This window comes from Rhodospirillum centenum SW (assembly GCF_000016185.1).
Classification (GTDB): Bacteria; Pseudomonadota; Alphaproteobacteria; order Azospirillales; family Azospirillaceae; genus Rhodocista; species Rhodocista centena.
Genome location: NC_011420.2, coordinates 3,457,046 through 3,478,302 on the forward strand (window position 1 = coordinate 3,457,046; position 21,257 = coordinate 3,478,302).

The following is a 21,257-nucleotide window of genomic DNA, read 5'->3' on the forward strand; positions in this document are numbered from 1 at the left end:
GATTGCCATGCGACTGCCCATCCTGGTCACTCTGTTGCTCGTTGCCGCCGCCGCCACCGCCGCGCCTGTCCGGGGTGACGAAAGGCCGCTGCCGACCGCCAGGGTCAGCGTGCAGGAGGGCGGGCAGGCCACGGTGGTCCGCATCGACGGCATCATCACCCCGGAACTGGGGGACCGTTTCGCAGCCGTAATGGATGCGCTGCCCCCCGGCCGGCCGCTGCTGCTGGAACTGAACAGCCCCGGCGGCTACACCAGCGCCGGCTATGCCATGATCGACCGCCTGCTGGCCGAACGCGACCGGGGCCGGCGCATCGCCACCCGCGTCAAGGGCGGGGAGAACTGCGAGAGCATGTGCGTCGGGCTGTTCCTGGCCGGACGGCCCCGTTATGCCAGCGCCGACGCCGTCTTCATGGTCCACGCCCCCCGCGGGCTTTATTCCGGAACCGTAACGGTCAAGTCCACGGGCCGGATGATCGAGCGGCTGGTGGGCCTCGGCGCCTCCGCCGCCTGGATCGAGCGGGTGAAGGAACAGGGCGGCTTCAGCGGCAGCGTGGACCACCGCGAGACGGCGGCACAGCTCGTCGCCAACGGCTCCAACATCGTCACCGACCTGACCCCCTGAGGGGAAGGCCCCCGCGGTCCGCTCCCGTCAGAGGGGCGTCTGTGACGGGTGGCGGCGGTCCTCCGACGGGGCGGTCGCCAGCGGCACGGTGAAGCTGACGGTCGTGCCGCGCCCCACCTCGCTCTCCACCCGCAGGTCGCCGCCGTGGCGCAGCACCAGTTCGCGCACCAGCGTCATGCCCAGCCCCGTGCCCTGTTCCCCGCGGGTGCCGGGGCGAGAGCCCTGGCCGCCGCTGCCGGCCCGCAGCAGTTCCGCCACCTGCGCCCGCTCCATGCCGATACCGTGGTCGGTGACCGCGACCTCCACCCGGTCGCCCTCGGCGCGCGAGGTGACATGGACGACCCCGGCGGGGTGGCTGAACTTCACCGCGTTGACCAGCAGGTTGCGCAGCACCGCCAGCAGCATGGTGCGGTCGGCCAGGACCCAGCGGTCGCCCACCGCGTCCAGCAGGGCCACCTGCTTCGCCGCGGCCATGGAGGCGACGTCGCCCATCGCGTCCGTGACCACGGCGCGCAGATCGAACACGGCCGGGGCGAAGGGCTTGCCCGACATCTGCACGCGCGACCACTGCAACAGGTTCTCCAGCATGTCGAACGCCTTGCGCGCCGAGTCGTGGGTGCAGCGGGCGAAGTCGGCCACGGCGTCGGGGGACATCCGACCGGCATGGTCGGCCAGTTCCTGGGTCATGCCCAGCAGCGCGTTGAAGGGGCCGCGCAGGTCGTGGGAGATCAGGCTGAAGAAGCGGGTCTTCTCCCGGTTCAGGAAATCCAGCTCGTCATGCGCGGCGCGCAGTTCCTCCAGCGTCTTCTCCGCCTCGGCGCGGGCCGCGCGCTCGGCCGCGGCGGCCTGTTCGCGCTCGCGCAGGATGCGCTCCATCAGCCGGTAGGCCAGCAGCAGCGACCCCAGCAGCAGGGCCAGCACCGTGCCCAGCGACAGCACCGTCTCGGTCAGCACGGCCATCCGGAAGCCGCCCACCGGCAGTATCAGCACCAGCCGCCAGGGGGCGGCGTCCAGGACCTGTACGGCCACCAGACTGTCGCCGCTGCGGCTCAGCCCCGGGCCGTCAGGCAGCGCCTCCGCGCCGGGCAGCCGCTCGCCGGGGGCCGGTGCCGTCCGGCCCGGGGCAGCGTTGGCGGCCAGCACGGTCCCGTCGCGGTCCAGCAGCGCCAGCACGGTGCCCGGCGCCGGGGCGGCTCCCGGATCGGGCAGCGGCACCTCCTGCGCATAGATGCCCAGGAACAGCCCGTCCTGGTCCACCGGCGCCACGGCGGCGGCCAGCCGCCCCCCGGCCGTGTCGCTCAGCACCGTCCAGAACGGCCGGCGCAGCGGGTTCACCTCGGGGGCCGCGCGGCGGAACGGCTCCTGCGCCGCGAAGCCGTCCAGCAGGGCGGTCGCCCCTTCCGTATCCCCGGGATCGACATGCACCAGCCCGGCGGCGGAGGCGTAGTAGATCCGCAGCGTGTCCGGGTGGGAGGTACGGATGGCGTCGGCCAGCGGCGCCAGAGTCAGCGCCATCGCCGCCTCCCGGTGCCAGGCGACGGGATCGGGCCGGTACAGTCCGGTGCGGCGGCGGGCGGCCACCGTGGGCAGCGCCAGCAGGGTGCCGATGGTGCGGGGCGACGGGTCCAGCGAGAACAGGCGGTCTGCTGCCTCGTCGGGGTTGCTTTCCAGGAAGCGGGCAAGCGGGGAACCGGGAGCCGCCACCACGGGCGGCGGGTTCTGCGCCAGGAACAGCGCGGCGCGGCGGCTCAGCGTTTCCATCTGGCGCAGCCGCTCCGAGAGGATTCCGTCCAGCGCGACGGCCCGGATCTCCAGGGCCTGCACCAGACGGGCCCGGCGGTCCGCCAGCGTCTGCATGGCGTGGCCGTACAGCAGCGCCGTGCCCAGCAGGGCACAGGCGAGCATGCTCAGGGCCAGAATCCGGTCGGGACCGATTCTGCTGCCCCAGGGCGCCCCCAGCCGCATGATCTTACCGTAAGCCACCCCCACAGGATCGTTAGCGCTAGCACGACCGGTCGGGCATGGCAACGCCGTGCCCCGCCGCGGTCCGGTTCAACGCCTGTACGCCGGCCGGCGCCCCTGTCTCAGCGTCTGTGCGCCAGCCGGCGCACTGTCTTACCGTCTGTGCGCCAGCCGGCGCACGGCCCGGTCCCCCAGGGACTGCAGGAGCTGCACCAGCAGGACCAGCACCACGACGGTGGCCACCATCACCTCCGTGTTGAAGCGCTGGTAGCCGTAGCGGATGGCAAGGTCGCCCAGCCCGCCGCCGCCGACCACCCCGGCCATGGCGGAGAAGCCGACCAGCATCACCAGGGTCAGCGTCACCCCCGCCAGCAGCGCCGGCAGCGCCTCCGGCAGCAGGACCATGAAGATCAGGTGGCGCAGGGTGCCGCCCATGGCGACCACTGCCTCGATCCGGCCGCGGTCCACCTCGCGCAGGGCGGCCTCCACGACGCGGGCGAAGAAGGGGATGGAGCCCAGGGTCAGCGGCACCACCGCGGCCGAACTGCCCAGCGAGGTGCCGACGATGGCGCGGGTCAGCGGGATCACCGCGATCAGCAGCACGATGAAGGGCAGCGACCGGCCGATATTGACCAGGGTGGACAGCGGCCGGTGCAGCCAGGGCAGCGGGCACGGCCCCGCCGGCTCGATCAGGTAGAGCGCGACCCCGGCCGGCAGGCCGACGGCCAGCGTCACCAGCCCCGACAGCCCGACCATGTAGAGGGTCTCCAGCGTGGCGCCGGCCACCAGGTCCAGAAGTTCGCTCCAGCTTTCCGGGTTCATCGCGGCACCGCCCGTACCTTGTGGGCCGAAAGAAGCGACAGGGCCGCCGGCAGGTCGGGCGGCCCGCCGGCGCGCGACAGCGCCAGCAGCAGGCGGCCGACGCGGCAGCCGCCGATGCGCTCGATGCCGCCGCCCAGCAGGGTGACGTCCAGCCCCAGCTCGCGCGCCAGCGCCCCCAGCACGGGGCCGGTCGCCAGCGTGTCGGCCAGGGTCAGCTCGACCAGCCGGGCGTGCGGCGGCAGCTCCCCGGCGGGGACCGGCTCCTGCGCCGGCGGCAGCAGCCACTGCCCCAGGCGGGAGGCGGGGTCGGCCAGCAGGGCGGGCAGCGGCCCGCTCTCGCGCAGGCGGCCCGCCTCCAGCAGCGCGGCCCCGTCGCAGACCGCCTTCACCACCGCCAGCTCGTGGGTGATCAGCACCACCGTCACCCCCAGCCGGCGGTTGACGCTGTGCAGCAGCTCCAGGATCTGGCCCGTCGTCTCGGTGTCCAGGGCGCTGGTCGGCTCGTCGCAGAGCAGCATGTCGGGGTCCGCGGCCAGGGCGCGGGCGATGCCGACGCGCTGCTTCTGGCCGCCGGAAAGCTGCGACGGCCAGGCGTCGGCGCGGTCGGCCAGCCCGACCAGATCCAGCAGCTCCGCCACCCGCCGACGCCGCTCCGGTGCCGGCACGCCGGCAATCTCCAGCGGGGCCGACACGTTGGCGGCGGCGGTGCGTGCGTGCAGCAGGTGGAAGTGCTGGAACACCATGCCGATGCGCCGCCGCTGCCGGCGCAGCGCCGCCGGGTCCAGCGCCGCCAGATCGACGTCGCCCAGCAGGATGCGGCCCGCGGTCGGGCGCTCCAGCAGGTTCAGGCAGCGGATCAGGGTGGTCTTGCCGGCGCCGCTGTGGCCCAGGATGCCGAAGATGCTGCCGGACGGGATGTCCAGGCTGACATCGTCCAGGGCGACGACGGTGCGGTCGCCCTGGCGGTATTCCTTGCGCAGCCCCTCGATCCGGATGGGCGCGTGCTGGCTCATGAATGGACCGGGATCACGGACCCGGCATAGCGTTCGCGGATGAAGGCGGCCACCTCCGGCCCCTCCAGCAGGCGGGACAGGCGCTGGATGCGCGGGTCCTCGGCCTTTTCCGGCACAGTGACCAGCAGGTTGGCGTAGGGGTTGCCTTCCGCCGGTTCCAGCGCCAGCGCGTCCTTCGCCGGCACCAGCCCGGCCTGGAGCGCGTAGTTGCCGTTGATGACCGCCAGGGTCACGTCGTCCAGCGTGCGCGGAAGCTGCGCCGGCTCGATCTCCAGCAGCTTCAGCCGGCGCGGGTTGTCCACGATGTCGCGCGGCGTGGCGAGCTGGCGGCGCGCCGGGTCCAGGTCGGGGCGCAGCCGGATCAGGCCGGCGGCCTGCAGCAGCACCAGACCCCGGCTCAGGTTGGTGACGTTGCTGGAGAGCGAGACGGCGGCGCCTTCCGGCACCGCGTCCAGACCTGTCACCCGGCGGGAATAGATGCCCAGCGGTTCGATATGGACCGTGGCGGTGACGGCGAACTTCGTCTTCAGGATCGCCTCCTCCGTCTCCAGGAAGGGGCGGTGCTGGTAGAAGTTGGCGTCGGCGTCACCGGCCAGGGTCAGTTCGTTCACCCGCAGTTCGCCGGTGATCTCGATGATCTTCAGCCTGAGATCCGGCGCCAGCCTGCGCTGCACGAAGGTCAGGATTTCGGCATGCGGCACGGCGGAGGCGAGCACGCGCAAGGGCGCGTCGCCGGCACGGGCCGGCAGTACCGGCAACAGGGTGAGGGCGGCGGCGGACAGCAGCAGGTGCCGCCGGGTGGGACGATGGACCATGGCTCTGCGGAACCTCGGGCGGATGGGAACGGAACATCGGGGAACGCATCGGCCGACCATCCAACCACTGCCGGCGGACAAAATCCAGATCAATCGCGTTCTTATCAAAGAACAACACAAAAAGAATGTGCTATTATCTCCCGGCCGTCCCCCTGCCACCTCAGCCCCGGTGGCGCAGGGCTTCCACCAGCACGGCGAAGGCCGGGGTCGGCTGCCGCCGCGACGGGTAGTAGAGATGGTAGCCGGGAAACGGCGGGCACCAGTCCTCCAGCAGCACGACCAGCCGCCCCGCGGCGAGATCCGCCGCCACCATGTCCTCCGGCAGGTAGCCGAGCCCGAACCCGGCGAGCGCCGCCTGCCGGATCATCTCCAGGCTGTTGAAGACCAGCGGCCCCTCCACCCGCACCCGCAGCTCCCGCCCGTCGCGGGCGAATTCCCAGGCATAGAGCCCGCCCGAACTGGGCAGGCGGAAGTTGATGCACTCATGCCCGGTCAGTTCGTGCGGGGTCCGCGGCGGCGGCCGGCGGGCGGCACAGGCGGGGGCCGCCACCACGACCATGCGCAGATCGGGGCCGATCCGCACGGCCACCATGTCCTTGGCCACCTGCTCGCCCAGCCGGACGCCGGCGTCGAACCGCTCCGCCACGATGTCGGTCAGGCGGTTGTCGATGTCCACCTCCACCCGGATGTCCGGGTAGCGGGGCAGCAGCCGGGTCAGGGCCGGCCAGAGCAGGGAGGTCGCGGCATGCTCTCCCGCGGTCAGGCGGACGGTGCCGGCCGGCGTCTCGCGCAGGGCGCTCAGCGCGGCCAGTTCCGCCTCGATCTCCGCCAGCCGGGGACCGGCGCTGCGGAACAGCCGCTCCCCGGCTTCCGTCGGGGCGACGGAGCGGGTGGTGCGGGTCAGCAGCCGCAGCCCCAGCCGCTCCTCCAGGCCGCGGATGGTGTGGCTCAGGGCGGAGGGGGAGACGCCCAGCCGCGCCGCGGCCCGGGTGAAGCTGCGCTCCTCCGTCACCGCGATGAAGGCCAGCAGGTCGTTGACGGTGCCGCGCTGCATTGATGAATCCTGTTCACAGGTTCATGCGGATTTTACCAGCTTCTCCCATGGACGGGGGACTCCGATCATGCGGCCGCTCCGGAGCGCACCGCTTCCGGGACGCAGCACCGCGGAGGCATGGCATGGAAAAGCGCATTCTGGGACGCAGCGGGCTTGAGGTCTCGGCCCTCGGCCTCGGCTGCATGGGGTTCGATTTCGCCTACGGTCCCGCCACCGACCGGCAGCAGGCGGTGGCCGTGATCCGCGCCGCGGTGGAGCGCGGCGTCACCCTGTTCGACACGGCCGAGATCTACGGCCCCTTCAGCAACGAGGAACTGGTGGGGGAGGCGCTGGCGCCGGTCCGCGACCGCGTCGTCATCGCCACCAAGTTCGGCTTCGACATCGACCCCGCGACCGGGAAGCAGCGGGGCGTGGACAGCCGGCCCGCCCACATCCGCGAGGTCGCGGAGGCGTCGCTCAAGCGCCTGGGGACGGAGGTGATCGACCTGTTCTACCAGCACCGCGTCGATCCCGCCGTGCCGATCGAGGACGTGGCCGGCACGGTCGGCGACCTGATTCGCGAGGGCAAGGTCCGGCATTTCGGCCTGTCCGAGGCGGCGGCCGGGACGATCCGCCGGGCCCATGCGGTGCAGCCGGTCACCGCGCTTCAGAGCGAGTATTCCCTCTGGACCCGCGATCCGGAGCGGGAGGTCCTGCCGGTGCTGGAGGAACTGGGCATCGGCTTCGTGCCCTACAGCCCGCTGGGCCGGGGCTTCCTGACCGGCGCCATCGACCAGTCCACGGACTTCGCGGCCGACGATTTCCGCGCCCGCTCGCCCCGCTTCGCGGCGGAGAACCGCGCGGCGAACCTGACCCTGGTGGAGCGGGTGAAGGCGCTGGCGGCGGCCAAGGGGGCGACGCCGGCCCAGGTGGCGCTGGCCTGGCTGCTGGCCCGGAAGCCCTGGATCGTGCCGATCCCCGGCACCACCAGGCTGCACCGGCTGGAGGAGAATCTCGGCGCCGTGGACCTTGTCCTGACGGCGGAGGACCTGCGCGGGATCGACGCGGTACTGGCCGGCATCGCCGTGCAGGGGGACCGCTATCCGCCGCAGGCCCAGGCCCTGGTCAATCGCTGACCGATCCCCATCTCCTGCCCATCCCCCTCTGCCCTTCGACGGACTTTCCATGAAGACAATCGGTTACGCGGCCCAGGCCGCCGGCAGCCCGCTCGCCCTCTTCAGCTTCGAGCGTCGCGCCCTGCGGCCCGGGGACGTGGCCATCGAGATCCTCTACTGCGGCGTCTGCCATTCCGACCTGCATCAGGTCCGCAACGACTGGGGCTGGGCCCGCTTTCCCCTGGTGCCGGGGCACGAGATCGTCGGCCGCGTGGTCGCGGTCGGGGCCGACGTCGTCGGCTTCCAGCCGGGCGACCCGGTGGCCGTCGGCTGCATGGTGGACAGTTGCCAGGAGTGCGACCAGTGCCATGCCGGCGAGGAGCAGTTCTGCCGCAACGGCATGACCCAGACCTATGCCGACCGCGACCGGATCACGGGAGAGCTGACCCAGGGCGGCTATTCCCGGCACATCGTCGTGCGCCAGGAATTCGTGCTGGCCGTGCCGGAGGGGCTGGACCTCTCCCGCGCGGCGCCGCTGCTCTGCGCCGGCATCACCACCTACTCGCCGCTGCGCCAGTGGGGCGTGGGGCCGGGCAGCCGGGTCGGCGTGATCGGGCTGGGCGGGCTCGGCCACATGGCGGTCAAGCTGGCCGCGGCCCTGGGGGCGCACGTCACCGTCATCAGCCGCACCCGGGCGAAGGAACAGGACGCGCTGGCCCTGGGGGCGGACGCCCTGCTGGCCTCCGGCGACACGGCGGCGATGAAGGCGGCGGCGTCCGCCTTCGACCTGATCATCGACACGGTGCCGGTGCGCCACGACGTGACGCCCTACATGCCGCTGCTGGACGTGGACGGCACGCTGGTCATCGTCGGGCAGGTCGGACCGCTGGAACCGCCGGCGACGGTGCCCTTCATCATGGGCCGGCGCCGGCTGGCCGGCTCGCTGATCGGCGGCATCGCCGAGACGCAGGAGCTGCTGGATTTCTGCGGCCGCAAGAACATCCTGCCCGACTGCGAGATGATCCGCATGGATGAGATCGACACCGCCTTCGAGCGGATGGAGCGGGCGGACGTGCGCTACCGCTTCGTGATCGACATGGCCTCGCTGCCGGTCCCGGCGGACGCGGGTTTCTGATCCGGGGCGGCCTGCCTCCGGGCGGACAGGGAAACGGCGGCCGGAGCGATCCCGGCCGCCGTTCTCATGTCAGGGGTGTGCGCTCCGGCCTACTCGTCCAGGGCGGCGATGGCGGCCCCGGCGTCGGACGGGGTGCCCAGGCCCGGCAGGTGCAGGTCGCCCGCGCCCACCGTCACCAGCCGCGCCGCGGCTTCCGGTGCTCCGACATACTCGCCGTAGGCGGCGACCTCGTCCTCGCCCGGCACGCGGTCCAGCCAGCCGTTGCCGTAGATGACGACCGGGACGGCGATGCTGCCCGGCCGCGTCTGCTCCACCATGGCGGCGGCGTTCAGCAGCGAGCGCCAGACCGGGTAGCGCGGCGGCGAGGAGGGATGCTCCGTCGAGTTCAGGCGGCCGCCGTCGGCCGACAGCTCCCAGCCCTGGGCGCACAGATCCTCCACCGCCAGCAGGGCCACGACCAGCCCGCGCGGCCGCTCCCCGGTGCACAGCGCGACCAGGCCGGAGCCCTTCGCCACCTGCGGGGTGCGCACGCTGTCGTCCAGCCGGGTGGCGAGATGGGCCAGCGTCTCTTCGACCGTGCGGGTCAGGGCTTCGGCGCCCTGCGGCTGGCTCAGCCGCGGCCAGGCGGCGAAGATCAGCGTCGCCACGTCGCTGGGGGAGAAGGTCGGCTCCGTCACGGGCTCCAGCGCCGCGACCGGGGCGCGTGCCGGCGCGGCGACGGGCACCACGACCGGCGGCAGGGGCAGGGGCGGGGGAGGAGGAGGCGGCGGGGCCGTGACCTGTTCCGCCAGGGCGGCGACCGTGTCCTCCTGCGAGTCCAGCCGCTCGACCAGCCCCTGGAGCCGCGTCGCCTGCGCATCCAGCCGGCTGCCCAGCGACTCCAGCCGGCGCTCCAGCGCGGCGGCGTCGATCGCCGGGGCCTGGGTCATCACGGCAGGGCCGGCAGCACCGACGGCAGGGGCCACGGCACCGTTGCGCAGATCGCGGATGTCGAGCTGCATGTCGCGCACGGCGCCGACGACGCGCAGGATCGACTGGTGGAGCTGGTCAACCGCGCGGTCGAACTGATCCAGGGAGACGAGCCCGCCGCCCGTGCCGGCGCTCGGCAGCAGCGGCACCACGTCCTCCTCCTCCTCGCCCCCTGCAGCGGCGCGTCGGGCAGCGGCGGCAACCCAGCCCTCCAGCCCGTGGACCCGCTGCAACAGGTCGTTGACGGCGCGGACCAGCCGTTCCGGCTCCTCCGGGGGGCGGGAGGCCTGCTGGCTGACCACGCCGGCCAGATGCGCCACGCGCTCGCGCAGTTCCTGGATGCTCTGTCCCAGGGCCGGCAGCCGCATCTGCTCGGGAAGCTGGACGATGGCGTTGTGCATGGCCATCAGATCGGTCCGGAAGTCGCGCAGGCGCGTGCCGACATGCAGGGCCAGATCGCGGACGATGGCCTCGGCATAGTCGAAGGGATCGACCGTCTCATGGATCTCCCCGTCCATCGGCCGGCCGGCGTCCGTGGCGGCCACGGCCGTTCCCGCAGCCGCGTCGGAGACCGCCGGGGCATCCCCGGAGACCGCGTCCGGAGCGGGCGCCGCTGCGGCCTGTGCCGGGGCGATCCCGTCCCCCCCGCCCGGCGCCTGGGGCTGGCCGGCGGGGCGGATCTCCTTGGTGTCCGTGGACTGGATCGTCATCGGGATGTCTCGCTGGCGGAGAGGTGGTCCGTAAGGGTGTCGAGCAGGCGGGCGCGGCGTGCATCGGCCGCGGTGCGGGCCAGACGGGGGAGCAGGGCCGGTTCGTGGGCGGGCCGGGGATGCGGCAGCGCCGGCACGACCTCCTCCTCCGCCGCGGCGGCGGCCGCGAGCGGGGGGACCGGCAGCACCGCCGGCGGTTCCGGCACCGGGGGCAGGGCAGCGTCCGGGCCGGATGCCGCCGGGGTCTTTTCCGGGGGCGGGGCGCCGGCTTCCGTCTTCCCGGACGGGTCCGACGGCAGGTCCGTGCCGGTGTCAGCGCCGTCCGCTCCGTCTGTTCCGGGCAGTCCGGCCGTTCCGGTCTCCGGAATGTCCGCCTCGGAGCCGGCCCGGCGGGGCTCTCCGTCGGCACCGTCGGCACCGTCGGCATCCGCCGTGGGGTCCGAGTCGGTCCCTGCGGCGGCGTCGCCCTCCGCTTCCGCGGGGCGGTCAGGCCCCGGTTCGGGCGTTGCGATGCCGGCCAGTTCGTTCAGCGTGCGGCGCAGGCTGGCGGCCTTCACACCTTTTCCGCCGGCTGCCCGGTTGATGCAGTTCTGCACCAGCTCGGGACCCACGCTGATCTGAAGGAAGGCGAACTGATCCTTCGTCAGCCCGGCCAGCCGGTAGTCCAGATCCTCGACCGACTCGGCGCCAGCGGCGAACTTGCGCAGCGTCTCGATGGCGCCGGTCACGACCGCCGCATCCCGCACGGCGCGGGAGGAGAAGACGGGGCCGCGGCGCCGCACGCCCGGTTCGGCGGGCGGGCGCGGCGGCGGCGGTTCCGCCGCCGGGGCGGGCTCCACCACCGGCGCCGCGCGGGGCGGTGCCTCCGACGGGTTACTGCGCAGCCAGCTCAACACGCGGCCGAACATCTGCGTCCTCCGCCCGCTGCCATATCCGCAGCCATGCTGTGGGCGCGCAGAAGGGGCCGCCGGAGCGTCCGTTCCTGCGCCGCTATACTGTTGTCGCGCCCTGTCCACTGTGCCATGACGCTATCGTTATCATGTGGAACCGAACTATTCAATTTGGCTACCCAGCCAGGAAAGGGCGTCCCCTTGCGGAAGGAAGCGTTTTGTCACCGGCGATGCGCCCACGCAACTGCCGCGAAGACGCTTGAAATCCGGTGCGGGCTGGTCGAAAAGCTTCTGTCAACGGGGTGTTAATGGATCGGTCGGATGGTTTCGGGTCTTCCGGCCCGCCTGACCGGGGCCGGTCCGACGCTCCCAGGGGGTGTCCGAGTGACCAGGGTGCTCAAGTGATCCGGCAATCCAGAACGGGCGGAAACCCGCATGTCCGCTGTACAGGAGCGGGGCCGGACCTGCGGAGGATTTCTCCTTGACGCACGGAGCCGACGCATCGCCCGGACCGACTGCCCCCGGGGCCCTTCCGATGATCCAGCCCCACGGCTGGCTTCTTGTCCTTGACCGCGACACCGGGCGCATTGTCCAGGTCAGCGCCAACATCGCCGAGCTGACCGGCCGGGCTGCGGCGGATTGCCTGGGGCTGACGGTGGCGGACCTGCTGGGGCCGCCGGTGGCCGACCCGCTGGCCCGCGCCATGCTCGGTGCCGGCGACTCGGTGGGGCCCTTCGACTGCCGCCTTCCTTGCGGCGACAGGCCGCGGGAACTGTGGGGGCTGGGGCACCGTCAGCCGACCGGCCTGCTGCTGGAACTGGTTCCGAACGAAGACCCGGCGAATACCGGTCCCCTCCTGGCCGGCCTCTGCGGTGCCGTCCGTACCTACCGCTCCAGCCCTGGCATCGACGCCCTGCTGCGTGCCGCGGTCGCGGATCTGCGCCGCACCATCGGTTACGAGCGGGTGCTGGCGATCCGTTTCGACCGCCAGGGCAACGCGCTGATGGTCGTGGAGGATTCCGCCGTTTCCGCCGGCAGCATGCTGGGCGAACGGGTGGCCGCGGCGCTCATCCCGGCGGAGAGCCGGGCGCACTGGGAAACCACCCGCCTCTGTGCCGTTCCCGACGTGACGGAGGCGACGGTGCCGCTGGTGCCGGCACTGAACCCGTTGACCGGGGAGGCGCCGGACATGGCGCGGCTGACCCTGCGCCCCGGGTCGCCGGGCCTGTGTGCCTATGTGCAGGAGCGCGGCATCCGGGCCGTGCTGCTGGTGTCGCTGATGTCGGGCGGGCGGCTCTGGGGACTGCTGGCCGGCTTCGATCCGCAGCCCCGCCGGCTGTCCCCGTCGGTCTGCGCCCTGGCCGAAGCGCTGGGCGAGATCGCCGCGGCCCAGATCAGCGTGATGGAGGAGCGCGTCTCCGCCGGGGCGCGGCTGGCGGCCAGCCGGTCGATCGAACGGCTGGCGGCGGCCTTGCGCGCGAATCACGATCTGGCCGCTGCCGTGGAGGAGCGCCGCGACGACCTGCATGTCCTGTTCGCACCGGACGCCTGGGTCGCCTACATCGACGGCGAGATGCGCAGCGAGGGGACCCCGCCTTCTCCCGGCTGGCTGATGGAGATGCTGGAGCGCACCGACGTGGAGCGGCGCGACGGCGTCGTCGCCGCCTGCGGACCGGAGGCGCCCGGGGACTACCGCGCGGTCCTGCGGATCGAGGCAGCCCCCGATGCCTGGCTGCTGATCCTGCGCCGCTCGCCCGAGCCGTGGACCGCGGGCGATCTGGATTCAGCCCAGGAACTGCACCGCCTGATGGTGGAGCGCCACGCCGAACTGTACCGCGTGCGGACGGAGATGCGGCTGCACCGGCTGGCCTTCTACGACCCGGTGACGGAACTGCCCAACCGCAGTTTCCTGTTGCAGGACCTGCAACGCGCCCTGGCCGTGGGCGAGGATCCGGCCCTGCTGATCATCAGCCTGGACCGCTACAAGACCCTGGCCGGCAGCCTGGGCTTCACCGCCGCCGACCGGCTGGTCGCCGCTGTCGCGCGCCGGCTGGAGGGCTGCCTGGGGCCGGGCGACAAGCTGGCGCGGGTGGACGGCGGCGAGTTCGCCGTGCTGGTTCCCGCCACCCGCGGAGCGGAAGGGACGGGTCTCATCAGCCATGCCGTCCGCGAGGCGCTGCGCAACCCGGTGGAGGTCGAGGGGCGGGAGGTGTTCGTCACCGCCAGCCTGGGCGTCGTCTCCTCCGCGCAGGCGCACGGCCTGCCCATGGAGGTGCTGCGCAACGCCGAGATCGCGGCGCTGGAGGCGGAAAGCTCCGGCGGCGGCACCCGCTCCTTCGAGGCGGCCATGCGTGCCCGCCTGACGGAACGCTACGACCTGTACGACCGGCTGCGCCGCGCCGTCTATTTCAGCGGCGGCATCCGCACCGCCTATCAGCCCATCGTCGATCTGGCGGACGGCCGCCTGCTGGGGTTCGAGGTGCTGGCCCGCTGGCAGGACCCCGACCGCGGCGAAATCTCCCCCAGCGAGTTCATCCCGATCGCGGAGGAGACGGGCCTGATCGTCCCGCTGGGCAACCAGATCCTGATGCAGGGCTGCCGGCAGGTCGGGCGCTGGAACAAGCTGCGGCCGGACGCTCCGCTCTATGTCTCGGTCAATCTCTCCCCCTATCAGATGGACCCTGGCCGGATCGATCTGGCCCGCTGGGTCCGCGGCGTGCTGGAGCTGACCGGCGCCGACCCCTCCTGGGTCAAGCTGGAGATCACCGAGAGCGGCCTGATCGCCAATGCCAGCAATGCCGTGGAGGTGCTGCACCGGCTGCGGGACCTGGGCGTCGGGCTCGCCATCGACGATTTCGGCACCGGCTATTCATCGCTCTCCTACCTGCAACGCCTGCCGGTGGAATCGATCAAGATCGACCGCAGCTTCATCGCCGGCATGGGCGAGTCCGTGCAGGGCACGGAGCTGGTGCGCACCATCGTCCAGCTTGCCCGCATCCTGGGCTTCAGCGTCGTGGCGGAGGGGATCGAGACTCCCGACCAGCTCGAACAGGTGCGAGCCCTGGGCTGCGGCCGCGGCCAGGGCTTCCATTTCGCCAGGCCGCTGACGCCCGGGGAGGCCGAGGTGCTGGTGCAGGGGGCCGCTCCCTGGATCGGCCCCCTGGACACGGCGTCCGTCGCCGCTGCCTGTGCGGAGACCTCCGGTCTGGCCGGCGGCCGTCTGGCCCGGGCCTGACCGGCGGGACGGTGGCGTCCGTGATCCTTCGGGGACGTCCGCGCGCGCCGGCCCTGCCCTGCGCCCGGCGCGATTGTTTCGGAGGCTTTTGCTTGCTATATCCTGCCCCGATCGCACAGGGACCCGCGAGGCAGCCGCCCCGCGGGTCGTTGTTGCTTGTGGAACACCCCTTTCCAGCGCATCCCCGCCGCGGGGGCGCGCGAAGCTCGGACCGCGAACCATGACCCGACGCCGGCGCATTTACGAGGGCAAGGCCAAGATTCTCTTCGAGGGCCCGGAACCCGGCACCCTGGTTCAGTACTTCAAGGACGACGCCACCGCCTTCAACGCGCAGAAGAAGGGCGTCATCACCGGCAAGGGCGTGCTGAACAACCGCATTTCCGAGTACCTGATGATGAAGCTGGGGGAGATCGGCATCCCCACCCACTTCGTCCGCCGCCTGAACATGCGCGAGCAGCTCATCCGCGAAGTCGAGATCATTCCCATCGAGGTGGTGGTCCGCAACGTTGCCGCCGGCTCGCTGACCAAGCGCTTCGGCATTCCCGAGGGCACGCAGCTCCCCCGCTCCATCGTCGAGTACTACTTCAAGAACGACGAGCTGGGCGATCCCATGGTCTCGGAGGAGCACATCACCGCCTTCGGCTGGGCGGCCCCGCAGGACCTGGACGACATGCTGGCGCTGGCGCTGCGCGTCAACGACTACCTCTCGGGTCTGTTCCTCGGCATCGGCCTGCGGCTGGTGGACTTCAAGGTGGAGTTCGGCCGGCTCTGGGAGAACGAGGAGATGCGGATCATCCTGGCCGACGAGATCAGCCCGGACAACTGCCGCCTCTGGGACGTCAAGACCAACGAGAAGCTGGACAAGGACCGCTTCCGCCAGGATCTCGGCAATGTCGCCGAGGCCTACCAGGAGGTGGCGAAGCGCCTGGGCATCATGCCCGAGGCCGGACCCGGCGACATGAAGGCGCCCAAGCTGGTGCAGTGACGCGCCGGCCAGCAGCAACCCCCGCCGGCGGCCCCCCGGGCCGCCCGGCCGGTCTTCCCTCCCGCGATCCCGGATGAACACCCCATGAAGGCCAAGGTCATCGTCACCCTGAAGAACGGCGTGCTGGACCCCCAGGGCAAGGCCATCGGCCACGCCCTGCATTCCCTCGGCTTCGAGGGCGTGGGCGAGGTGCGGCAGGGCAAGCTGATCGAGCTGGACCTGGCCGAGACCGACCGGGAGAAGGCCCGGGCCGCGGTCGAGGAGATGTGCCGCAAGCTGCTGGCCAACACGGTGATCGAGAACTACGCGATCGAGCTGGTCGGCTGACGGCGGCCCGTGCCGCCGCCCAGAGCAGGGAACCCCGATCCGTGGATACCCGAACCGGCGACACCCGAACCGGCGATGCCGAGGCGCTGGCCGCGCGCGTGACCGAACTGGAAATCCGGCTGACCCACCAGGAACGCACCCTGGAGGAACTGTCGGACGTGGTGGCCGCCCAGGCCCGCACGATCGACACCCTGACGCGGCGCCTGCGCCTCGTGACCGAGCGCCTGCGCGACGCCGAATCCTGGCGCCCCAGCCCCCAGGACGAAAAGCCGCCCCCGCACTACTGAGGGGGCGCGTCCCTTCTTACCGGCATGGCGAGGAAAAGGCCGGCGGGATCGCTCCCGCCGGCCTTCGCATGTCCGCTTCCGCAGGAACGGTTGCGCCCTTACTCCGCCGCCACCTTCGGGGCGGCGAGGCTGCGCAGCACGTACTGCAGGATGCCGCCGTGCTTGTAGTAGTCCACCTCGTCCAGCGTATCGATCCGGCAGAGCAGGTCCACCGTCTGCTTGCTGCCGTCGGCGCGGGTGATGGTCAGGGCCAGGGTCATGCGCGGCTTCAGGCCGGCCTCCACGCCCGCGATGTCGAAGGTCTCGCTGCCGTCCAGCTTCAGGGTCTGGCGGTTGACGCCGGCCGGGAACTGCAGCGGCAGCACGCCCATGCCGACCAGGTTGGAGCGGTGGATGCGCTCGAAGCTCTCCGCCACCACGGCGCGGACGCCCAGCAGGCGCGTGCCCTTGGCCGCCCAGTCGCGCGACGAGCCGGTGCCGTACTCCTGCCCGGCGAACACCACCAGCGGGGTGCCCTCGGCCTGGTACTTCATGGCGGCGTCGTAGATCGGCATGACCTCGCCCGTCGGCACGAAGCGGGTGACGCCGCCCTCCACGCCCGGCACCATCTCGTTCCTGATGCGGATGTTGGCGAAGGTGCCCCGCATCATGACCTCGTGGTTGCCGCGGCGGGCGCCGTAGCTGTTGAAGTCCACGACGCCGACGCCGTGCCCGGTCAGGTACTCGCCGGCGGGGCTCGCCTTCTTGATGCTGCCGGCCGGGGAAATGTGGTCGGTGGTGATGCTGTCGCCCAGGATGGCCAGCGCGCGGGCGCCCGTCACGTCCGACACGTCGCCCGGCACCGGGGCGATGCCGTCGAACAGCGGCGGCCGCTTCACATAGGTGGACGCGCCCTCCCAGCGGTAGGTCTCGCCCTCCGCCGTCCGGATCGCCTGCCACTGCTCCGGGCCGGCGAAGACGTTGGAATAGCGGCTGCGGTACATCTCCGGCGTCAGATACTGCGCGATGGTGGCCTCGACCTCATGGTTGCTCGGCCAGATGTCGCGCAGATAGACGGGCTGGCCGTCCTTGCCGGTGCCCAGCGGCTCGCGGGTCAGGTCCAGGTTCATGCTGCCGGCCAGGGCATAGGCCACGACCAGCGGCGGGCTGGCGAGGTAGTTGGCGCGGACCTGGGCGTTGACGCGGCCCTCGAAGTTGCGGTTGCCCGACAGCACCGAGGCGACGGTCAGCTTGCCGTCGTCCACCGCCTTGCTGATCGGGTCCGGCAGCGGGCCGGAATTGCCGATGCAGGTGGTGCAGCCGTAGCCGACCAGATTGAAGCCCAGCCTGTCCAGCCAGCCCTGCAGGCCCGACGCCTCCAGATATTCGGTGACGACCTGGCTGCCCGGTGCCAGCGAGGTCTTCACCCACGGCTTGCGGGTGAGGCCCTTCTCCACCGCCTTCTTCGCCAGCAGCCCGGCGGCCACCAGGACGGAGGGGTTGGAGGTGTTGGTGCAGCTCGTGATGGCGGCGATCACCACATGGCCGTGGTCGATCGCGTAATCCGTGCCCGGAACCGGGGTGGGCTGGCTGGCCGGCCGGCCGGCCACGTCCTTCTCCAGGAAAGCCTTGAAGTCGGCGCAGGCGTCGGAGAGCTGCACCCGGTCCTGCGGCCGCTTCGGCCCGGCCAGCGAGCTTTCCACGGTCGAGAGGTCCAGCTCCAGCGTATCGGTGAAGACCGGCTCCGCCGCGTCGGGGGTCCACCACATGCCCTGGGCCCTGGCATAGGCCTCCACCAGCTCCACCCGGTTCGGGTCGCGGCCGGTGAAGCTCAGGTAGCGGATCGTCTCGGCGTCGATCGGGAAGATGCCGCAGGTGGCGCCGTACTCCGGCGCCATGTTGGCGATGGTGGCGCGGTCGGCCAGCGTCAGGTGCTCGATGCCGGGGCCGTAGAACTCCACGAACTTGCCGACGACGCCCTTCCTGCGCAGCATCTGCGTCACGGTCAGCACGAGATCGGTGGCGGTCGCCCCCTCCTTCAGCTTCCCGGTCAGGCGGAAGCCGACGACCTCCGGGATCAGCATGGAGATGGGCTGGCCCAGCATGGCCGCCTCGGCCTCGATGCCGCCCACGCCCCAGCCCAGCACGGCCAGCCCGTTCACCATGGTGGTGTGGCTGTCGGTGCCGACCAGCGTGTCGGGATAGGCGACCTCGGTCCCGGTCTGGTCGGTGTCGGTCCAGACGGTCTGGGCCAGGTACTCCAGGTTCACCTGATGGCAGATGCCGGTGCCCGGCGGCACCACGCGGAAGTTGGCGAAGGCCTTCTGGCCCCAGCGCAGGAAGGCGTAGCGTTCGCCGTTGCGCTGGAACTCAAGGTCCACGTTCTCCTGGAACGCGGTCGGGCTGCCGAAGGAATCCACCATCACGGAATGGTCGATGACCAGATCGCAGGGCGTCAGCGGATTGATCTTCTGCGGGTCGCCGCCCAGCGCCTGCATCGCCTCGCGCATCGCGGCCAGATCGCAGACGGCCGGCACGCCGGTGAAGTCCTGCATCAGCACGCGCGCGGGGCGGTAGGCGATCTCCCGGTCGCTGCGCCGGTCCTTCAGCCACTGCGCCACGGCCTTGACGTCGTCCACGCTCACCGTGCGGCCGTCCTCGAAGCGCAGCAGGTTCTCCAGCAGCACCTTCATGGAGAAGGGCAGGCGGGACAGGTCGCCCAGGCCCGCCTTCTCGGCGGCCTTCAGGCTGAAATAGTCGTAGGTCCTGCCCCCGACGTCGAGTGTGCGGCGGGTCTTCAGGCTGTCTTGGCCGGTGATCGTGGACACGGGGGACTCCTCCATCGGGTCGTCTGGTGTGCCACCTGGAACGGCGCTGGCGGCTTCCGGCTCCAGCGTCCGGAACGCGCACCCCCCAGGGATTCTCGCGGGCGTGATGTAGCGCGTTTTCCAGGTCGGATCAAATGCGCCGGGGATAGCTTGACAGGCACATCCGGACCTCTCTGCGGCATGAACCGGCGGTGTTCCCGGGTGTCACGGCGGGCGACGGGACTTCCCTGCAGGATTGCCGATCCCCTAGGGGCTGCCCGTCCTGCGTGTCTTGCGGGGCTCCGGACAGGGCGTCAGGGCATCGCGGCCGCTGCCGTCGGGCGCATCCTCCAGACCCCGCCCGGCAGCTTGTCCGGGCGGCAGATATGGCGTTTTCTTTCGTGTCGGGACGGGTTCCGGCGCGGCCGATTGCGCGGATCTGCGGTCGTTCCGGAATCTTGTTCTTCTGGCCCGGTTGCGGTTGACACCGGCCAAAATTTAACAGAAAGGTCACCGGCCGAGCGGGTTGCGCGTCTTGCATGCCTCTTGTGTGAAAAGCTACGGCGCGCGCGGGCGGAGGATTCCGAAGAGATGTTGTCCTATGCGGTCCGGCGTCTGCTGGAAGCGATCCCCACATTGCTGGTCATCGTCGCGCTGGCCTTCTTCCTGATGCACGCGGCGCCGGGCGGCCCGTTCGACGGCGAGCGCGTGCTGCCGCCGGAGATCGAGGCCAACCTGAAGGCGGCCTACAATCTGGACAAGCCGATCTGGCAGCAGTTCCTGATCTATCTGGGCAACGCGCTGCAGGGCGATTTCGGGCCCAGCTTCACCTATAAGGACTTCACGGTCAGCGAGCTGATCGGGACCGGCTTCCCTGTCTCGCTGCGGCTGGGCCTGTCGGCCATCTTCCTGGCCGTCGCCATCGGCTGCACCCTGGGCGTGCTGGCCGCCATGCGGCAGAACTCCCGCACCGACTATGCGGTGATGGGCGTCGCCATGGCCGGCATCACCATCCCGAACTTCGTCATGGCGCCCTTGCTGACGCTGGTCTTCGGCATCTATCTGGGCTGGCTGCCGGTGGCCGGCTGGGGCGACGGGTCGATCCAGAACATGGTGCTGCCGGTGATCGCGCTGGCGCTGCCGCAGATCGCCATCATCAGCCGCCTGACCCGCGGCGGCATGATCGAGGTGCTGCGCTCCAACTTCGTGCGCACGGCGCACGCCAAGGGGCTGCCGGAGCGCCTCATCATCTGGCGCCACACGCTGCGGGCGGCGCTGCTGCCCGTGGTCTCCTATCTCGGTCCGGCCATCGCCGGGCTGGTGACCGGCTCGGTCGTGATCGAGCAGATCTTCCAGCTTCCCGGCATCGGCCGCTACTTCGTGCAGGGCGCCATCAACCGCGACTACACGCTGGTGATGGGCACGGTGATCACCTACGGCTCGCTGATCGTGCTGATGAACCTGATCGTGGATCTGGTCTACGGCCTGCTGGACCCCCGGGTCCGCTATGACTGACGCGGGCGACCGGCCGCCGCCGGCGGCCGCCCCGGCGACGATCCCAGCCTTGATCCCGTCATGCCCGGCCCGGGCGGTGGCGGCAGAGTGACGGTAAGGGCGGAGTGACGGAAGCGATGGCACAGTTCAGCATCCGGGGCGGGGGCTCCGACCTGATGGAGAAGGCGACGGCGGAGGTCCAGGGCCGGTCGCTCTGGGACGATGCGCGCCGGCGCCTGTTCGCCAACAAGATGGCGGTCGCCAGCATGGTGGTGCTGGCGCTGATCGCGCTGATGGCGATCTTCGCCGACGTGTTGAGCCCGCACGAGTACGACGCCGTCTACTGGGAGGCGATCGGCATTCCCCCGACCTTCGAGAACAGCCACTGGTTCGGCACCGACGCCAACGGCCGCGACCTGTTCATCCGCACCCTCTACGGCGCGCGCGTCTCGCTCATGGTCGGCATCGTCACCACCCTGGTGGCGCTGATCATCGGCGTCAGCTACGGCGCCATCGCCGGCTATGTCGGCGGCCGGGTGGACAACATCATGATGCGCATCGTGGACGTGCTCTACTCGATGCCGCTGATGTTCTTCGTCATCATCCTGGTGGTGGTGTTCGGCCGCAACATCCTGCTGGTCTTCGCCGCCATCGGCTGCGTCGAGTGGCTGACCATGGCGCGCATCGTGCGCGGCCAGACCCTGTCGGTGAAGCGCAAGGAGTACATCGAGGCGGCCCGCGCCGCCGGCGTCTCCAACGCCTCCATCATCCGGCGCCACATCATCCCCAACGTGATCGGCCCGGTCATCGTGTTCATGACCCTGCTGGTGCCGGTCGTGATCCTGGTCGAAAGCTTCCTCAGCTTCCTGGGCCTGGGCGTGCAGGAGCCGATGACGAGCTGGGGCGTGCTGATCTCCGAAGGGGCGGCGCAGATGGAGAACGCCCCCTGGATGCTGGTCTTCCCGGCGGTGTTCCTGGCTGTGACCCTCTTCTGCTTCAACTTCATCGGCGACGGGCTGCGCGACGCCCTCGACCCGAAAGACCGCTGACCGGGGAT

Annotated in this window: 17 protein-coding genes; 9 read left to right on the plus strand and 8 right to left on the minus strand. The window is 71.2% G+C overall.

What is annotated here, in order from left to right; genetic code table 11:
* Nucleotides 1-7: 7 nt before the first annotated feature.
* Entirely contained in the window at nt 8-622 is a 615-nt protein-coding gene (locus RC1_RS16040) for an ATP-dependent Clp protease proteolytic subunit (protein WP_012568486.1), read from the plus strand.
* Between the two features lie 27 nt (nt 623-649).
* Here RC1_RS16040 and RC1_RS20370 read toward each other — a convergent pair whose 3' ends face one another.
* From RC1_RS20370 to RC1_RS16065, 5 genes are all read right to left on the minus strand, one after another.
* Nucleotides 650-2,605 carry a sensor histidine kinase gene (locus RC1_RS20370; protein WP_148213482.1) on the minus strand — a complete coding sequence of 652 codons (1,956 nt, stop codon included), beginning with the start codon at nt 2,603-2,605 and terminating at the stop codon, nt 650-652.
* Nucleotides 2,606-2,737: 132 nt separating this feature from the next.
* The gene (locus tag RC1_RS16050) at nt 2,738-3,406 is read right to left on the minus strand and encodes a methionine ABC transporter permease (protein ID WP_012568488.1); all 669 of its coding nucleotides are present in this window, start codon (nt 3,404-3,406) and stop codon (nt 2,738-2,740) included.
* Nucleotides 3,403-4,419, minus strand: a complete 1,017-nt coding sequence (locus tag RC1_RS16055; protein ID WP_012568489.1) for a methionine ABC transporter ATP-binding protein — start codon at nt 4,417-4,419, stop codon at nt 3,403-3,405. The genes RC1_RS16050 and RC1_RS16055 overlap by 4 nt, the downstream gene beginning before the upstream one ends.
* A complete protein-coding gene (locus RC1_RS16060; RefSeq protein WP_012568490.1) occupies nt 4,416-5,234 on the minus strand; it encodes a MetQ/NlpA family ABC transporter substrate-binding protein in 819 nt (272 codons plus the stop codon). Before RC1_RS16060 ends, RC1_RS16055 begins: the two co-directional genes overlap by 4 nt.
* Before the next feature lie 160 nt (nt 5,235-5,394).
* Nucleotides 5,395-6,288, minus strand: coding sequence for a LysR family transcriptional regulator (locus RC1_RS16065; RefSeq protein ID WP_012568491.1), 894 nt, complete (start codon nt 6,286-6,288; stop codon nt 5,395-5,397).
* 122 nt (nt 6,289-6,410) lie between these two features.
* Here RC1_RS16065 and RC1_RS16070 point away from each other — a divergent pair, with 122 nt between their 5' ends.
* A complete protein-coding gene (locus RC1_RS16070) occupies nt 6,411-7,403 on the plus strand; it encodes an aldo/keto reductase (RefSeq protein WP_012568492.1) in 993 nt (330 codons plus the stop codon).
* 49 nt (nt 7,404-7,452) lie between these two features.
* The gene (locus RC1_RS16075; RefSeq protein WP_012568493.1) at nt 7,453-8,517 is read left to right on the plus strand and encodes an NAD(P)-dependent alcohol dehydrogenase; all 1,065 of its coding nucleotides are present in this window, start codon (nt 7,453-7,455) and stop codon (nt 8,515-8,517) included.
* A gap of 89 nt (nt 8,518-8,606) precedes the next feature.
* Here RC1_RS16075 and RC1_RS16080 read toward each other — a convergent pair whose 3' ends face one another.
* Together RC1_RS16080 and RC1_RS16085 are read right to left on the minus strand one after the other, a co-directional pair.
* Complete coding sequence (locus RC1_RS16080; protein WP_012568494.1) at nt 8,607-10,196, minus strand: hypothetical protein; 1,590 nt, start codon at nt 10,194-10,196, stop codon at nt 8,607-8,609.
* Entirely contained in the window at nt 10,193-11,104 is a 912-nt protein-coding gene (locus RC1_RS16085; RefSeq protein ID WP_012568495.1) for a hypothetical protein, read from the minus strand. The genes RC1_RS16080 and RC1_RS16085 overlap by 4 nt, the downstream gene beginning before the upstream one ends.
* Nucleotides 11,105-11,621: 517 nt before the next feature.
* Here RC1_RS16085 and RC1_RS20375 point away from each other — a divergent pair.
* From RC1_RS20375 to RC1_RS16105, 4 genes are all read left to right on the plus strand, one after another.
* Nucleotides 11,622-14,321: a bifunctional diguanylate cyclase/phosphodiesterase gene (locus RC1_RS20375; protein ID WP_012568496.1), complete on the plus strand. Its 2,700-nt coding sequence runs from the start codon at nt 11,622-11,624 to the stop codon at nt 14,319-14,321.
* A 220-nt stretch (nt 14,322-14,541) separates the two neighbouring features.
* A complete protein-coding gene (gene purC, locus RC1_RS16095) occupies nt 14,542-15,306 on the plus strand; it encodes a phosphoribosylaminoimidazolesuccinocarboxamide synthase (RefSeq protein WP_012568498.1) in 765 nt (254 codons plus the stop codon).
* A gap of 84 nt (nt 15,307-15,390) precedes the next feature.
* Complete coding sequence (gene purS, locus RC1_RS16100) at nt 15,391-15,633, plus strand: phosphoribosylformylglycinamidine synthase subunit PurS (RefSeq protein ID WP_012568499.1); 243 nt, start codon at nt 15,391-15,393, stop codon at nt 15,631-15,633.
* Nucleotides 15,634-15,674: 41 nt separating this feature from the next.
* Nucleotides 15,675-15,920 (plus strand): SlyX family protein, encoded by a 246-nt coding sequence (locus RC1_RS16105; protein ID WP_012568500.1) that lies wholly within the window; start codon nt 15,675-15,677, stop codon nt 15,918-15,920.
* A gap of 98 nt (nt 15,921-16,018) precedes the next feature.
* On the opposite strand, the gene acnA is transcribed toward RC1_RS16105, so the two are convergent.
* Nucleotides 16,019-18,727, minus strand: coding sequence for an aconitate hydratase AcnA (gene acnA, locus RC1_RS16110; protein WP_012568501.1), 2,709 nt, complete (start codon nt 18,725-18,727; stop codon nt 16,019-16,021).
* Between the two features lie 570 nt (nt 18,728-19,297).
* On the opposite strand from acnA, the gene oppB reads away from it, so the two are divergent.
* Both oppB and RC1_RS16120 read left to right on the plus strand, forming a co-directional pair.
* Nucleotides 19,298-20,221, plus strand: a complete 924-nt coding sequence (gene oppB / locus RC1_RS16115; RefSeq protein WP_012568502.1) for an oligopeptide ABC transporter permease OppB — start codon at nt 19,298-19,300, stop codon at nt 20,219-20,221.
* 116 nt (nt 20,222-20,337) lie between these two features.
* Nucleotides 20,338-21,249, plus strand: a complete 912-nt coding sequence (locus RC1_RS16120) for an ABC transporter permease subunit (protein WP_012568503.1) — start codon at nt 20,338-20,340, stop codon at nt 21,247-21,249.
* Nucleotides 21,250-21,257 lie beyond the last annotated feature (8 nt).